General features: G+C 61.6%; 13 protein-coding genes. 5 read left to right on the top strand and 8 right to left on the bottom strand.

The window, feature by feature from the left end; all coding sequences use genetic code 11:
• Positions 1-53: 53 nt before the first annotated feature.
• From KW838_RS09135 to KW838_RS09125, 3 genes are all read right to left on the bottom strand, one after another.
• Positions 54-1,649 carry a GMC family oxidoreductase gene (locus tag KW838_RS09135; RefSeq protein WP_218500937.1) on the bottom strand — a complete coding sequence of 532 codons (1,596 nt, stop codon included), beginning with the start codon at positions 1,647-1,649 and terminating at the stop codon, positions 54-56.
• A gap of 79 nt (positions 1,650-1,728) precedes the next feature.
• Positions 1,729-2,274, bottom strand: coding sequence for a twin-arginine translocation pathway signal protein (locus tag KW838_RS09130; protein ID WP_218500936.1), 546 nt, complete (start codon positions 2,272-2,274; stop codon positions 1,729-1,731).
• A gap of 28 nt (positions 2,275-2,302) precedes the next feature.
• Positions 2,303-3,733 (bottom strand): coniferyl aldehyde dehydrogenase, encoded by a 1,431-nt coding sequence (locus tag KW838_RS09125; protein WP_218500935.1) that lies wholly within the window; start codon positions 3,731-3,733, stop codon positions 2,303-2,305.
• 145 nt (positions 3,734-3,878) lie between these two features.
• Between KW838_RS09125 and KW838_RS09120 the strand changes: the two genes are divergently transcribed.
• Both KW838_RS09120 and KW838_RS09115 read left to right on the top strand, forming a co-directional pair.
• Entirely contained in the window at positions 3,879-4,550 is a 672-nt protein-coding gene (locus KW838_RS09120; protein WP_015097223.1) for a TetR/AcrR family transcriptional regulator, read from the top strand.
• A gap of 34 nt (positions 4,551-4,584) precedes the next feature.
• Positions 4,585-5,439, top strand: a complete 855-nt coding sequence (locus tag KW838_RS09115; protein WP_218500934.1) for a sulfurtransferase — start codon at positions 4,585-4,587, stop codon at positions 5,437-5,439.
• A gap of 131 nt (positions 5,440-5,570) precedes the next feature.
• Here the strand turns inward: KW838_RS09115 and KW838_RS09110 are convergent, their stop codons facing one another.
• From KW838_RS09110 to KW838_RS09090, 5 genes are read right to left on the bottom strand one after another with little or no spacing between them, the layout of a single operon-like run.
• Complete coding sequence (locus tag KW838_RS09110; protein ID WP_007975374.1) at positions 5,571-6,410, bottom strand: AraC family transcriptional regulator; 840 nt, start codon at positions 6,408-6,410, stop codon at positions 5,571-5,573.
• 3 nt (positions 6,411-6,413) lie between these two features.
• Positions 6,414-7,412 (bottom strand): hydrolase, encoded by a 999-nt coding sequence (locus tag KW838_RS09105; RefSeq protein WP_218500933.1) that lies wholly within the window; start codon positions 7,410-7,412, stop codon positions 6,414-6,416.
• A gap of 56 nt (positions 7,413-7,468) precedes the next feature.
• Positions 7,469-8,077: a 16S rRNA (guanine(966)-N(2))-methyltransferase RsmD gene (rsmD, locus tag KW838_RS09100; RefSeq protein WP_015097219.1), complete on the bottom strand. Its 609-nt coding sequence runs from the start codon at positions 8,075-8,077 to the stop codon at positions 7,469-7,471.
• On the bottom strand, positions 8,077-9,567 hold the full coding sequence (locus KW838_RS09095; protein ID WP_218500932.1) for a pitrilysin family protein: 1,491 nt from the start codon (positions 9,565-9,567) through the stop codon (positions 8,077-8,079). The genes rsmD and KW838_RS09095 overlap by 1 nt, the downstream gene beginning before the upstream one ends.
• Complete coding sequence (locus tag KW838_RS09090) at positions 9,560-10,915, bottom strand: pitrilysin family protein (RefSeq protein ID WP_102699970.1); 1,356 nt, start codon at positions 10,913-10,915, stop codon at positions 9,560-9,562. The genes KW838_RS09095 and KW838_RS09090 overlap by 8 nt, the downstream gene beginning before the upstream one ends.
• A 343-nt stretch (positions 10,916-11,258) precedes the next feature.
• Between KW838_RS09090 and ftsY the strand changes: the two genes are divergently transcribed.
• From ftsY to ftsX, 3 genes are read left to right on the top strand one after another with little or no spacing between them, the layout of a single operon-like run.
• Positions 11,259-12,782, top strand: coding sequence for a signal recognition particle-docking protein FtsY (ftsY, locus tag KW838_RS09085; protein WP_218500931.1), 1,524 nt, complete (start codon positions 11,259-11,261; stop codon positions 12,780-12,782).
• The gene (gene ftsE, locus KW838_RS09080) at positions 12,779-13,450 is read left to right on the top strand and encodes a cell division ATP-binding protein FtsE (RefSeq protein ID WP_007975383.1); all 672 of its coding nucleotides are present in this window, start codon (positions 12,779-12,781) and stop codon (positions 13,448-13,450) included. The genes ftsY and ftsE overlap by 4 nt, the downstream gene beginning before the upstream one ends.
• Positions 13,447-14,469, top strand: coding sequence for a permease-like cell division protein FtsX (ftsX, locus tag KW838_RS09075; protein WP_095964214.1), 1,023 nt, complete (start codon positions 13,447-13,449; stop codon positions 14,467-14,469). The genes ftsE and ftsX overlap by 4 nt, the downstream gene beginning before the upstream one ends.
• Positions 14,470-14,552: the final 83 nt, after the last annotated feature.

Genomic DNA, 14,552 nt, shown 5'->3' with positions numbered 1-14,552 from the left:
AAGTCGCCTGTTGGGTAAGAAAGCACTATAGACGATGGGAATAATCGTCATTTTCATGAGTTTTTTAAACGCTCGGCCAGGGAAGTCGCCAGTTGTGCGGTCAGTCCGTAGACCGACAGCTGCGGGTTGGCGCCAATGCTGGTGGGGAACAGCGAGCCGTCGTGGATCGACAGATTGCCCAACTGATGGTGCCGGCCGAGGCTGTCGGTCACAGCATTTGTCGGGTCTTCACCCATGGCGCAGCCGCCCATCACATGGGCACTGCCCAGGCGCGTGCGATACAACTCCAGGCTCAGGCCATCAATCAGCGTACGGGCTTCGGCGAGGGTCTTCACGTAACGGGCGTCGGCGTGCATCGGCATGACGGCCTTGGCGCCACCGGCAAACTGGATCTCGGCCATGCTGTGGAATGCCCGGCGCAAGCCATCCCAGGCGTAAGGTGAGAGTTGGTAATCCAGCACCGGTGTGTCGTCGCTGCGCAATTCGACGCTGCCACCGGGGCTGTCCGGGTGAAAGCCGTCCCGCAGCAACGCCAGCATGGCGTGGGTATGGGGCAGATTGGCCATGTGTTGCGAATTCTCCTGCCCGAAACCGCCGAGCAAGGTTGCGGCCAGCGCCGGATGCAATGGCGGGACCTCCAGTTTGAAGGACATTTTGCCGGTTGTGCCGTCCTGCCACTGGAAATGGTCGGAATAGATCGACTGCGGCGCGCCGTAGAACGGGTTGACGACTTCGTCGAACAACGCGGCGGACATGTTCACCGGGTGCAGGAACGTACGTTTGCCCAGGCGCTTGTGCGGGTCGGGTGCCCCGGAGCGCATCAGCAAGGCCGGGCTGTTGATGCCGCCACCGGCCAGCACGAAATGCCGTGCCTTGACCGTGATGGTGCGCCCGGTCGGTGCGACGCAGCGATCATCCATCGCCGAGCAGTGCAGGCCGGTGATCTTGTCGCCGCTGATCATGAGTTTTTCGGCGCGGGCCAGATAAAGCAGCTCGCCGCCTTTTTCCAGGGTCGCCGGAATGGTGGTGACCATCATCGATTGCTTGGCGTTGGTCGGGCAGCCCATGCCGCAGTAGCCGAGGTTCCAGCAGCCGCGAACGTTGCGCGGGATGACGTGCCAGCTGTAACCGAGTTCCTGGCAGCCCTTGCGGATCACATCGTTGTTGGCGTTGGGCGGCACCATCCACGGCGCGACGCCCAGGCGCTGCTCCATTTTCTCGAACCACGGTGCCATGTCCGCCGGGCTGTGACCCTTGACGTTGTGCTCTTTGGCCCAGTGTTCCAGGGTCGGTTCCGGGGTGCGGAAACTGGAGGTCCAGTTGATCAGCGTGGTGCCGCCCACCGCCCGGCCCTGGAGGATGGTGATTGCGCCATCCTTGCTCATGCGGCCGATGCCTTCCTGATAGAGGCTGCTGTAGGCCTGGTCTTCGAGCAGTTTGAAGTCGCTGCTGGTCTTGAGCGGGCCTTCCTCGATCAGCAGCACTTTGTAACCGGCCGCGCTGAGGATTTCGGCGGTGGTGCCGCCGCCGGCACCGCTGCCGATGATCGCCACGTCTGCTTCGAGTGTCAGGTCCTGGGTCAGTTGTGAGCCGTTGTAGGTTTTCCAGCCTCGGGCCATGCCTTCGCGAAACGGATCGGGTACGGGCATCTTCGGGTTCTCTTTTTATTATTGGGGGGGCACGGTCAAATGTGGGAGCGAGCCTGCTCGCGATAGGGTCGACTCGGTTTCAGACCGTAGGCGGCCCGGGATACCCGCAATGCGCCCAGGATTCCTTGCGGCCGTACCACGCCATCATCACCAATTGCAGTAAAGAGCTGTGGCCCATGCGCAACAGGCTCAACGAGCTGTTTTCCCAGCGATCGAGGAAGTGCCGGATATCGTCGGCGCTGGCGTTTTCCCAGCTGCCCCAGATTCCGGTCAACGGTCCGCGGGTGACGGCCATGCCCAGCACATCGAACAGTTGGCGGGTCAGTTTGAGCATTTCCGGCGACAGGTGCGCGAGGTTGTAATCCAGGCTTTTAAGTGTGCCTTCGACAGTCTCGGGCATCCGATCGGAGGTCACGGCGCCATCGAGCATGACCGGAATCAACGCTCGCAAGAACAGCAGGTCGCCGCTGCGCAGCGTGACGAAGCCACTGGCCGGGACGCTCGCCGAACAGCCGCTGAGGCTGGCGCCCAACCCGGCAGTGGCGAGAAAGGCGCTGGCGCCGAGGCTGAATTTGAGCAACCCGCGCCGTGACAGTGCGGGTGTATCGGACAGACTGGGATTCATTCTTGTTATTTCCCGGCGGTGATGATCGTTAGCGGATGAACAGCTTCTGGATCAGCTTCTGGATCGATTTGCCATACGGCGGGTAAATCAGTTTCGCCGCGTTGAACCGCTGTTTGATCAAGACACCCTTGGCCTTGCTGAAGGTCAGGAAGCCTTCATGGCCATGGTAGTGACCCATGCCCGAGGCACCGATGCCGCCGAACGGCATGTCGTCCTGGGCGACGTGCAGCAGTGTGTCGTTCAGGCACACGCCGCCGGAGTGGGTTTCGTGCAGCACGCGCTGTTGTTCGCGCTTGTCGTAGCCGAAGTAATACAGCGCCAGTGGGCGCGGGCGTTGATTGATGTAGGCAAACGCCTGGTCCAGATCCTTGTACGGCACGATCGGCAGCAGCGGCCCGAAGATTTCGTCCTGCATCACCGTCATCTCGTCGGTGACATTGAGCAGCAGGCTATGGCCCATGCGGCGGCCCTGGCCCTGGTCGAACAGCGGCATCAACAACGCACCCTTGCTGGTGGCGTCGCTGATATAGCTGTTGAGGCGCGCCAGTTGTCGCTCATTGATGATCGCGGTGTAGTCCGGGTTGTCGGCCAGCGTCGGATAAAACCCGCGGACGGCAGAACGATAGGCTTCGACGAAACCTCCCACGCGATCCTCCGGCACCAGCACATAGTCCGGGGCTACGCAGGTCTGGCCGGCGTTCAGGGTTTTGCCGAAGGCGATGCGCTCGGCAGCGTCCTTGAGCGGTACATCGTGGGAAACGATGGCCGGGGACTTGCCGCCCAGCTCAAGGGTCACCGGGGTCAGGTTTTCCGCAGCGGCGCGCATCACGTGTTTGCCAATGCTGGTGGCGCCGGTGAACAGCAGGTGATCGAACGGCAGACGTGAAAACGCCACGCCAATATCTGCCTCGCCAAGGACCACGCACACCAGGTCTTCGGGGAAGATGCGCGCCAGCAGTTGCTTCATCAGCAGGCCGGTCGCGGGGGTCGACTCACTGAGCTTGAGCATCACCCGGTTGCCCGCCGACAGCGCGCCGACCAATGGACCAACGGCCAGGTACAGCGGGTAGTTCCACGGCACGATGACCCCGACCACGCCCAGCGGTTGGTAAACGACTTTGGCAGAGGCGGGCTGGAATGCGACACCGACCTTGCGCCGCGAAGCTCGCATCCAGCCCTTGAGGTGTTTGCTGGCGTAATGGATGCCGTGCAGGCTGGGCATCAGTTCGGCGACCAGGGTTTCATCGGCGCTGCGATGGCTGAAGTCCTGGCTGATCGCATCGATCAAGGCCTGGCGTTCGCTGTTCAATAAATCCTTCAGGGCCTTGAGCCATTGCTGACGCTGCGCGGCGGGTGGCATCGGGTTGGCGGCGTAGGCGACACGCTGAGCGTCGAACAGGGCCTGAAGCTCTTCCAGCGGCTGCTGTAGGTTTTGCAGGTAGGAAATGTCAGCAGTCATGGTCGGCTCCGGATTTATTGTAATGAAGCACTTTTTAGAGTGTATGCTCTAAAAAGTCAAATGACATCCTGTAACAGCTTTGTTTTATCCGCTCGCGGATAGATCTAAGATGCCCGTCAACGCACTCTGAATTAAAGCTCAAGCCATGGCCCCACGGATCAAAACCAGCGAGCGCATCGTGCAGAACAGCCTGGAGCTGTTCAACCAGCAGGGCGAGCGCAGCATCAGTACCAACCACATTGCTGCCCATATGGAAATTTCCCCGGGCAATCTGTACTACCACTTCCCTAACAAGCAGGCGATCATCGCCGTGCTGTTCAGCGAGTACGAAAGCCTGGTGGACAGCTTCCTGCGCCCGCCCCAGGGCCGCGCCGCCACGGTGGAAGACAAGCGCTTCTACCTCAAGGAGCTGCTGTCGGCGATGTGGCGCTACCGCTTTCTGCATCGCGATCTCGAACATTTGCTCGACAGCGACCCCGAGCTGGCCGACCGCTATCGACGCTTTTCCCAGCGTTGCCTGATCCAGGGTGGGGCGATTTATGAAGGTTTTGTCGCCGCCGGCATTTTGAAAATGGACAAGGTGCAGATCGAATCCCTGACTCTCAATGCCTGGATCATCCTCACGTCCTGGGTGCGCTTCCTGTGCACCACGCGGGAGAACTCCAGCCACTTGAGCGAACAGGCCATTAAACGCGGGGTTTATCAGGTGCTGGTGCTGGAAGCTGGGTTCGTCACGGATCAGTCCCGCGATGCGGTCAAGGCCTTGTTCGAAGAGTTTTACGTGCCCCTGGCCCAGGCGCTCGAGGAAGTGTCGTAGGATCGACGTCTGATAAAAATCACAGGAGCCCGTTATGCCCATTGCGCAACTGATCAGCCCGCAAGCACTGGACCTGAAAAAGGACCAGCCGGGGCTGGTGATTCTGGATTGTCGTTTTGCCCTCGAAGACCCGGTTTACGGTCAGCGCAGCTATGCCGAAGGGCACATCGCCGGTTCGAGCTACGCCGACCTCGAGCGTGATCTGAGTGGCGTGGTGGTCAAGGGCGTGACCGGGCGCCATCCGCTGCCCGAGCCGGCGCAACTGATCGAGCGCCTGCAAGCCTGGGGCATCAACGCCGATAGCGAAGTGGTTCTGTACGACGACGGTCCGGGGGCCTATGCGGCGCGGGCCTGGTGGTTGCTGGCCTGGTTGGGTAAACGCGACGGTGTATTCATCCTCGATGGCGGCCTCAAGGCCTGGCATGCGGCCGGTTTGCCGCTGAGCCTGGATGCGCCGGCGATCACTCGTGGTTCCTTCACCGGCAGTCCTGACACGGCGTTGCTGATCAGTGCCGAACAGCTGCAGAAGCGCCTCGCCCGGCCGGAACTGACCCTGCTCGATGCCCGCGCACTGCCGCGCTTCAAAGGTGAAGTGGAACCGATCGATCCGATCGCCGGGCACATTCCCGGCGCCCGGTGCGCGGCGTTTACCGACAACCTGGGCAGTGACGGGCGTTTTCTGCCGGCCGATCAGCTCAAGCAGCGTTTTGCCGCAAAACTGGGCGATCGTTCGCCGAAGGATCTGGTGGCGTACTGCGGTTCCGGCGTAACGGCGTGCCACAACCTGTTTGCGTTGTGTCTGGCCGGTTATCCGTTGGGTTCGCTGTATGCCGGGTCGTGGAGCGAGTGGATCAACGAGCCTGCGCGGGGCATTGCCACGGGCGAGTGAGCATCACGAAACCTTGTGGGAGCGAGCTTGCTCGCGATGGGGCCATCACATTCAATATTGATGCTGATTGTTAAGCCGCCATCGCGAGCAAGCTCACTCCCACAGGGATGGATGGTGTCTGTGAGATCTAGTTAAGCCTCGAGTCCCCTTTTTGCACTGCGATACGCCCCCGGTCCAACCCCATACACCTGCTTGAACTGCCGACTCAGGTGGCTCTGGTCGGCAAACCCCAGTTGCATGGCGACTTCCAGCGGCAGACAGCCACTCTGCAGCAACGCCCGTGCCCGGGCGATGCGTTGTTGCATCAGCCAGGTGTGCGGCGGCATGCCGGTGGCCCGGCGGAACACCCGGGCGAAATGGAAGGGCGAGAGGTTGACCGCCGCCGCCAGCGTCTCCAGTGAGGGTGGCGCTGCCAGTTGCGCGTGCAGCAATTCCTTGGCCAGGCTCACGGCCCGGTGTTCCTTGCCGGGCTTACCGGCATCGGGCACCGCCGCGTGACGCTGCAACAGCGACAGCACCAGTTCGCGCCAGACCGTTTGTTGCTGCAACGCGGTGGCGGGGCTTTCCAGCAGGCGATGAAGTTGGCAGAAGCCGTTCACCAGATCCTGATCGCGATACAGCGTGGCGCCGAAGGCCGGCAGGTGGTGGGTCGGCAGTTCGAGTTCGGCCAGCAGCGAGGTTATCTGCCCGCTGTCCGGATAAAACGCCCGGTAAAGCCAGCCATCCTCGGTGCCTTTGTGGCCGGTGTGCAATTCATCGGGGTTGATCAGCACCAGCGTGCCGCTGCCCGCGAGGTGTTCGGCACCGCGATAGCGATAACGCTGGGCACCGGCCATTATCATGCCGATCACATAGCCGTCATGCACGTGCGGGGCAAAACGATGATCGATGTAGCGGGCGGACAACAACTCGACCCCGGCCAGGGGCGGGGTTTGCCAGAAGTGGATTGACTCGCCCTGGTCAGCGTCCATGAGTCAGGCGCGCCCTGTGGCGGCCAGCCACTCGGGGATGCGCCGTTCAAGGTAGTAACCCGGTTGCCTTAGCGTACCGTCGACGAAGCCGACATGCCCGCCCTTGGCTTGCAGCTCGAATTGCGTGGATGCGGACAACTCATCGGCGTGCGGCAGGCTGTGGGGAAACACGAACGGATCGTCGGCGGCCTGAATCATCAAGGTCGGCGTACGAATCTCGCCGAGGAAGTAGCGGCTCGAGGCGCGGCGATAATAATCCTCGGCATCGACAAAGCCGTTCAGCGGTGCGGTAACCCGGCCATCAAAATCCCAGAACGTGCGCATGTTTTCCAGCGAGCCAAGCGCAGCCAATGCGGCCAGTCCATCCTCGCGTCCGTCGTGCTGGAACTGTCGCTGTTTGTTCTTGATGTAGGCGACCATCTCGCGCATGAAATGTGCCTGGTAAACCTTGGAGAAACCCTGGCCGATACGGTCGGCGCACTGGTCCAGGCGGAACGGCACCGATACCGCCACGGCGGCCGTCACGCCGCTGTCGCTGCCGGTTTCGCCCAGATGCTTGAGCAGGACATTACCCCCGAGGGAGTAGCCCACCGCATACAGGGGGGCGAGAGGTCGTTTGGCTCGCAAGTGTCTGATCGCTTCGGCCAGGTCTTCACTGGCACCGGAATGGTAACTGCGTGGCAGCAGATTGGGTTCGCCCGAGCAACCGCGCCAGTTCAGCGCGACGCTGGCCCAGCCCCGGTCACCCAAGGCTTTTTGTAGGCCAGCGACATAAGGTGAATTCGAGGACCCGGTAAGCCCGTGCAGCACCAGCACCAAAGGCGCGTCGGCGCTGTGCGGACCGTGCCAGTCCAGATCGAGGAAGTCGCCATCTTCAAGCCACAGGCGTTCGCGTTCGCGGCCGATGTGCACGGTTTTACGCCACAGCGGCCCCCACAAGGTTTGCAAGTGCGGATTGCCGAGGCCGAAGGCTGGGGTGAAGCGTTCTGGCGGATGGGGCACGTTCTTTCTCGATGCAGCGGTGCGTAGCAGGTACGCACCTTTTTCAGGCCGGTCGATTAACCGGCGATCTCTGCCATACGTTGCCACAACGAGTAGTAGACGCGCCCGGATTTCTGCTCGCGGTGCAGGCGCCAGTTCTCCGGCAGGCCCAGGGTCGACGGCGCGGACTCGCTTTCGGTGTACACCCAGGCATCTTCGGCCAGCCATTGGCGCTCTTCGAGCAACTTGCAAACGGCGGGCAGCAGGTTCTGGTTGAACGGCGGATCGAGGAACACCAGGTCGTAGGCCGTTGCGGTCTGGGTTTCCAGGTAGCGCAGGGCATCGGCGGTCTGGACCTGGCCGTTGGTGCACCGCAGGGTGCCCAGGTGCTCCTTCAGGCTGGACACTGCGATGCTGCTGGCGTCCAGCGCCTGGCCCATGGCCGCGCCACGGGACAGGGCTTCGAGGAACAACGCGCCGCTGCCGGTGAACGGGTCGAGCACCTTGGCGCCCGGCACGTACGGCGCGAGCCAGTTGAACAGGGTTTCACGCACGCGGTCCGGCGTCGGGCGCAGGCCCGGGGCGTCGGGGAAGCTCAGTTTGCGGCTGCGCCATTCGCCACCGATGATGCGCAACTGGTTCACGCCGTTATGGACGTTTTTGGCGGGTTTCTTGGGGCTGGCCATTAATGCTCCGGAACCCCGAGCGGCTGCTCGGAAGGTTTATCAGTAGGGGCCGGTAACGGCTTTTGCGGCACGGTCGGGCCAGCGCTGACGATGACCATTTTGTCCGTGCCCAGGTGTTTGTTCATGGCGGCTTTGACCTGTTCAACGGTCAAGGCCTGGGACTGTTGCATGAATTCTTCCAGGTGGCTCAACGGCAGGTTGTAGAAGCCGATGGCGCCCAGTTGGCCGACGATATCGGCGTTGCTGGCAGTAGACAGTGGAAAACTGCCGGCCAGTTCGCGCTTGGCGTCGTCGAGTTCCTTTTCGGTCGGGCCGGTTTCAAGGTAGTCGGCCAGGACGTCCTGCACCAGTTTCAGGGTGCCTTCGCTCATCTCGGCGCGGGTCTGCAGGTTGATCATGAACGGGCCGCGCACCTGCATCGGGGTGAAGCCAGAATACACGCCGTAGGTCAGGCCACGCTTCTCGCGCACTTCGCTCATCAACCGGGTGCCGAAACCGCCGCCACCGAGAATCTGGTTGCCCATGGACAGCGCCGCGTAGTCCGGATCGTCGCGATCGATGCCCAATTGCGCGAGCATCAGGTTGGTCTGCTTGGACGGGAATTCTATGTGGCCGATGCTCGCCTTCGGCTCAGTCGGCTGCGCGATTTTTGGCAGCGCCGGACCTTGGGGCAGGGCGGCGGAAACCTGTGCGGCAATCGTTTCGGCTTCGGCGCGGGACAGGTCGCCGACCAGCGCGATCACCACGTTACCGGCCGCGTAGGCTTTCTCGTGGAAAGCACGCAGTTGTGCCTGAGTGATCGCCGGTACGCTTTTCGCCGTGCCGTCGCTGGAATGCGCGTACGGGTGATCACCGTACAAGCGGCTCATCAGTTCCAGGCTCGCCAGTTTGCCGGGGTTCTGTTTCTGGTATTCGAAACCGGCGAGCATCTGGTTCTTGATGCGCAGCAGTGAGTCGGCAGGGAAGGTCGGCTTGCCGATGACTTCGGCGAACAGCTTCAGGGCCGGCTCGCGCTTGTCCTTGGCACTCAGGCTGCGCAGTGAAGCGATTGCCATGTCTTTGTAAGCACCGTTGCCGAAATCGGCGCCCAGGCCTTCGAAGCCCTGGGCAATGGCGCCGACGTCTTTGCCGGCCACGCCTTCGTTGAGCATGGCGTTGGTCAGAAGCGCCAGGCCTGGTGCATCGCCATCCTGGCTGCTGCCGGCGGCGAAGATCAGGCGCATGTCGAACATCGGCAGCTCATGGGCTTCGACGAACAGCACCTTGGTGCCTTCGGCCGTGTTCCAGGTCTGCACGTCCAGCTTGCGGTGGTCCGGCGCCTTGCCGTTGAGTTCGGTCAGCGATTGCAGTTTCTGGCTGGCCTTGGCTTTGTCCAGGGCTTCACTGGCACTGGTTTCGCCGGAGCGCGACAGATAGAACGCGGCAGAGCCGATAACGGCGGCAGCGATCAGCCCGATCAGGGCCAGGCGGGAGGGTTTACGCTCACTCATGAGTCGTCTCCAGAGGCAGTACATGGGCGACGCTGAGACGTTCGCGGGTGAAATACAGCTTGGCGGCTTTCTGGATATCTTCCGGGGTCACGCTTTCCAGGTCGGCCAGTTCGGTGTCCATCAGCTGCCATGACAGGCCGACGGTTTCCAGTTGGCCGATGGCGGTGGCCTGGCTGGTGATCGAGTCGCGCTCGTAGACCAGGCCGGCGATGACTTGTGCGCGAACCCGTTCGAGCTCTTCGGCCGTCGGCGCAGTGGTTTTCAACTGATCGAGCAGCTTCCACAATCCGGCTTCTGCCTGGGCGATGGTCTTGTGTTTCTGCGAGTTCGGCGACGCCGACAGGGTGAACAGGCTGTCGCCACGGGTGTAGGCGTCGTAACTCGACGAGCCGCCGGACACCAGTTCTTCTCCGCGCTCCAGTTGCGTCGGGATGCGTCCGCTGTACCCGCCATCGAGCAGTGCCGAGATCAGGCGAAGGGCATTGACCAGGCGCTTGTCTTCGGCGGTGGCAATGCTCGGCACGTTGAAGGCCAGCATCAAGCTTGGCAGTTGGGTTTGCACATGCAGGGTGATCTGGCGCTCGCCCGGTTCGGCCAGTTCCAGCGGCTTTTTCGCGGCTGGCACATCACGCTTGGCGATCGGACCGAAATAGCGTTGGGCCAGCGCCTTGACTTCGTCAGGCGTCACGTCGCCGACCACCACCAGCGTGGCGTTGTTCGGCACGTACCAGGTCTGGTACCAGTTGCGCAGTTCTTCGACCTTCATCCGCTCAAGATCGGCCATCCAGCCGATGGTCGGCGTGTGATAGCCGCTGGCCGGGTAAGCCATGGCCTTGAAGCGCTCATAGGCCTTGGACATCGGCTTGTCGTCGGTGCGCAGGCGACGTTCTTCCTTGATGACTTCAATTTCCTTGGCGAACTCGTCGGCCGGCAGGCGCAGGCTGGCCATGCGGTCGGCTTCCAGTTCGAAGGCCACGCCCAGGCGATCCCGGGCCAGCACCTGGTAGTACGCGGTGAAGTCGTCGCTGGTGAAAGCGTTCTCTTCGGCGCCGAGGTCGCGCAGGATCAGCGAGGCTTCACCGGGGCCGACCTTCTCGCTGCCCTTGAACATCATGTGTTCCAGAGCGTGGGACAGGCCGGTATTGCCCGGCGTCTCGTAGCTGGAGCCGACCTTGTACCAGACCTGGGAAACCACAACAGGTGCACGATGGTCTTCGCGCACGACCACCTTCAAGCCATTGTCTAGAGTGAATTCGTGGGTGGGTTGCGGGTCGGCAGCCAGGGCCGAAAGGGGCAGGCAAACTGTGCTGAGCAGCAGGCCTGCGGCGCGGCGGGCAAGAGCATTCATTCGTTTTCAAACCTTTGGGGCTGCCCGCTTGTTCTTAGCGTCAGCGGGCGAGAGGGTGCTAGGATACTGATCCGTTTTAGCGGCGGCCACGCCTATCAGGCCTTTATGCTTGATCAGGTTGAATGGGTTTGCGACGGAAGGTGGATATTTATCAACTGAATTCCGCGTTTTCGCCGATTTTGCTGCTTTAGTCCAATGAGAATTCGATTCCGTGAGGTGCCATTGAGCACCTCGACAAAATGTTGCGCGTGAACAAGCTGGGTGAAACACAGTCTGTTCTGCATCGATTATTTATTTGCCGGGGCGCCATTGGCGCGTCGCTACCGTGAGATAGCCGTCCTCCATGTTTGGTTCCAACGACGACAAGAAGACCCCAGCTGCGGCTGGCGAGAAAAAAAGCCTGTTCGGATGGCTGCGCAAAAAGCCGCAGGAACCCGTCGTCGAACAGCCACAAGCCATTCCTGAGCCAGCACCGACGCCGGTTCCGGTAATAGAAGAAGTGCCCGCGCCGGTTGTTCTGCCGGTTGCCGAGCCGTTGCTGCAGCCCAAGGTTGAAGCCGCTCCCGAACCTGTCAGCGAAATCGTCACCGAACAGCCGCTGGTCCCGACGGCCGAACCGTGGTTGACCCTGCCGGTAGCCGAAGAGCCCGTGGCGTTGGTCGAAAATGACCTGGCCCCCCACGTGACCCCGCCGATTCCGGCCCCGGCAGCGTTTGTGCCTGCACCGGTTCATGCGCCTGTGGTCGAAGCGATTGTTGAACCCGTCGTCGTGGCCGAGCCTGTTTCCGTTGTCAGCCAGCCAGAGGTTCCGGTATTCGATGCTCCGGTTGCTCCGGTTGCTCCGGTTGCTCAAGCACCGGCACCCGCTCCGATTCCTGCGCCGATCGCGACGCCCGTCGAAACCCCGGTAGAACCCGTACGCACCGAAGAAACCAAAGCCGGTTTCTTCGCCCGCCTCAAGCAGGGCCTGTCCAAGACCAGCGCCAGTATCGGCGAAGGCATGGCCAGCCTGTTCCTCGGCAAGAAGGTTATTGATGACGAACTGCTCGAGGACCTCGAGACCCGTCTGCTGACTGCCGACGTCGGTGTCGAAGCCACCTCGGTGATCATTCAGCGCCTGACGCAGAAGGTTGCGCGCAAGGAGCTGGCTGACGCCGATGCCCTGTATAAATCCCTGCAAGCCGAGCTGGCGGCCATGCTCAAGCCTGTCGAGCAGCCGCTGAAAATCACCTCGCAGAACAAGCCGTTCGTGATTCTGGTCGTCGGCGTCAACGGTGCCGGCAAGACCACCACCATCGGCAAGCTGGCGAAGAAACTGCAGCTGGAAGGCAAGAAAGTCATGCTCGCCGCAGGCGACACCTTCCGTGCGGCGGCGGTAGAGCAGTTGCAGGTCTGGGGCGAGCGCAACAAGATCCCGGTGATCGCCCAGCATACTGGCGCCGACTCGGCCTCGGTGATCTTCGACGCTGTGCAGGCCGCCAAGGCCCGTGGCATCGATGTGCTGATCGCCGACACCGCCGGCCGCCTGCACACCAAAGACAACCTGATGGAAGAACTGAAAAAGGTTCGCCGGGTGATCGGCAAGCTCGACGCCGACGCACCTCACGAAGTGCTCCTGGTGCTTGACGCCGGTACCGGCCAGAACGCCATCAACCAGGCCAAACAATTCAACCAGACCGTCGAACTGACCGGCCTGGCGCTGACCAAGCTCGACGGCACCGCCAAGGGCGGGGTGATTTTTGCCCTGGCCAAGCAATTCGGCCTGCCGATCCGCTACATTGGCGTCGGCGAAGGCATCGACGATTTGCGTACCTTTGAAGCAGAACCCTTTGTCCAGGCATTGTTTGCCGAGCGGGAGCGTTCATGATTCGTTTCGAACAGGTCGGTAAGCGCTACCCGAACGGTCACGTCGGCTTGCATGAGCTGAGCTTTCGAGTCCGTCGTGGCGAGTTCTTGTTTGTCACCGGCCATTCCGGCGCCGGTAAATCCACGCTGTTGCGCCTGTTGCTGGCGATGGAGCGCCCGACCAGCGGCAAGTTGCTGCTCGCCGGGCAAGACCTGAGCACCATCAGCAACGCGCAGATTCCTTTCTTGCGCCGGCAGATCGGCGTGGTGTTCCAGAATCACCAGTTGCTGTTCGATCGCACGGTGTTCAATAACGTCGCGTTGCCTTTGCAGATCCTGGGCCTGTCCAAGGCCGAGATCGCCAAGCGCGTGGACTCGGCACTGGAGCGCGTGGCGCTGTCGGATAAAACCGATCTGTACCCGGGTGACCTGTCCACCGGTCAGCAGCAGCGCGTCGGCATCGCCCGCGCCATCGTCCACCGTCCGGCCTTGCTGCTGGCGGATGAACCGACCGGTAACCTCGACCCGCGTCTGGCCGCCGAGATCATGGGGGTGTTCGAAGACATCAATCGCCTGGGCACCAGCGTGCTGATCGCCAGTCACGACCTGGCCCTGATCGCCCGCATGCGCCATCGCATGCTGACGCTGCAACGCGGTCGATTGATCGGTGACGGGGAGGCCGCGGTATGAGTGCAACACGTAGCCCCAAGGTTTCCGAGCGCGTGGCCCCGAAAGCCGCCGATCCGCAGCCGCAAAAGAAAAAACACGACGATGATGACGGGCCGGACTTCGCCACGTTGTTCCGTGCCTGGATCGAAAGCCATCGCGCCAGCATGGTCGACAGCCTGCGTCGCCTGGGCAAGCAGCCCATCGGCAGCTTTTTCACCTGCATGGTGATGGCGGTGGCCCTGAGCTTGCCCATGGGGCTGTCACTTTTGCTAAGTAACGTCGAGCGCCTGGGTGGTTCCTGGCAGCGCGCGGCGCAGATTTCCCTGTATCTGGACCTTGAGGCCAAGCCAGCCGAAGGCGAATCGCTGCGCGATCAGATCAAGGGCATGCCTGGCGTCGCCGACGCCGAATACGTTGGCCGGGATCAGGCGCTGGAAGAGTTCCAGCAACAGTCCGGTTTGGGCGAAGCCCTCAAGGAGTTGCCGGAGAACCCGTTGCCAGGCGTGGTGTTGGTAACGCCGACCGAAGTCGACAAGCCGGCCCTTGAAGCATTAAGACAAAAACTATCCGAGCTGCCGAAGGTACAGCAGGCGCAACTTGATTTAGTCTGGGTTGAGCGTCTGGCAGCCATCCTCAAGCTGGGTGACCGTTTTGTCTTCGGTTTGACCGTACTTCTGGTTTCTGCATTACTTTTGGTGATAGGCAATACCATTCGTCTTCATATTGAAAACCGCCGCACAGAGATAGAAGTGATTAAACTGGTCGGCGGCACTGACAGCTATGTCCGCAGGCCCTTCCTGTACATGGGGGCGCTGTATGGCTTCGGTGCGGGGATTCTGTCCTGGGGCGTGCTTGCGTTCGGCCTTGATTGGCTGAACGACGCGGTGGTAGGGCTGGCCGGTTTGTACGGCAGTGATTTTGCGCTGGCTGGAGTGCCAGTTGCCGACGGTCTGTCTCTCTTGCTTGGCGCGGTGCTGTTGGGGTATATCGGTGCATGGATTGCAGTCGCACGCCACCTGAGGGAGCTTGCGCCTAAGTAGTATCATTTTGCTCGTATTGACCTTTCAGCGTTTATGGGTTTTAGGGAACTTGTCTTTCGGTTTCCGGTCAATTTTCGCAGTGC

This window comes from Pseudomonas sp. PDM27, from assembly GCF_019219205.1.
Lineage (GTDB): Bacteria > Pseudomonadota > Gammaproteobacteria > Pseudomonadales > Pseudomonadaceae > Aquipseudomonas > Aquipseudomonas laurylsulfatiphila.
This window is presented reverse-complemented; position numbering and strand designations above follow the sequence as displayed.

Bases quoted from the DNA above. Each gene is read 5' to 3' on its own strand.
- KW838_RS09110 (WP_007975374.1), bottom strand. From the start codon at position 6,410: ATGGACGCTGACCAGGGCGAGTCAATCCACTTCTGGCAAACCCCGCCC.
- KW838_RS09095 (WP_218500932.1), bottom strand. From the start codon at position 9,567: ATGAGTGAGCGTAAACCCTCCCGCCTGGCCCTGATCGGGCTGATCGCT.
- ftsY (WP_218500931.1), top strand. From the start codon at position 11,259: ATGTTTGGTTCCAACGACGACAAGAAGACCCCAGCTGCGGCTGGCGAG.
- KW838_RS09125 (WP_218500935.1), bottom strand. From the start codon at position 3,733: ATGACTGCTGACATTTCCTACCTGCAAAACCTACAGCAGCCGCTGGAA.
- KW838_RS09130 (WP_218500936.1), bottom strand. From the start codon at position 2,274: ATGAATCCCAGTCTGTCCGATACACCCGCACTGTCACGGCGCGGGTTG.
- KW838_RS09120 (WP_015097223.1), top strand. From the start codon at position 3,879: ATGGCCCCACGGATCAAAACCAGCGAGCGCATCGTGCAGAACAGCCTG.
- rsmD (WP_015097219.1), bottom strand. From the start codon at position 8,077: ATGGCCAGCCCCAAGAAACCCGCCAAAAACGTCCATAACGGCGTGAAC.
- KW838_RS09135 (WP_218500937.1), bottom strand. From the start codon at position 1,649: ATGCCCGTACCCGATCCGTTTCGCGAAGGCATGGCCCGAGGCTGGAAA.
- KW838_RS09090 (WP_102699970.1), bottom strand. From the start codon at position 10,915: ATGAATGCTCTTGCCCGCCGCGCCGCAGGCCTGCTGCTCAGCACAGTT.
- KW838_RS09115 (WP_218500934.1), top strand. From the start codon at position 4,585: ATGCCCATTGCGCAACTGATCAGCCCGCAAGCACTGGACCTGAAAAAG.
- ftsE (WP_007975383.1), top strand. From the start codon at position 12,779: ATGATTCGTTTCGAACAGGTCGGTAAGCGCTACCCGAACGGTCACGTC.
- ftsX (WP_095964214.1), top strand. From the start codon at position 13,447: ATGAGTGCAACACGTAGCCCCAAGGTTTCCGAGCGCGTGGCCCCGAAA.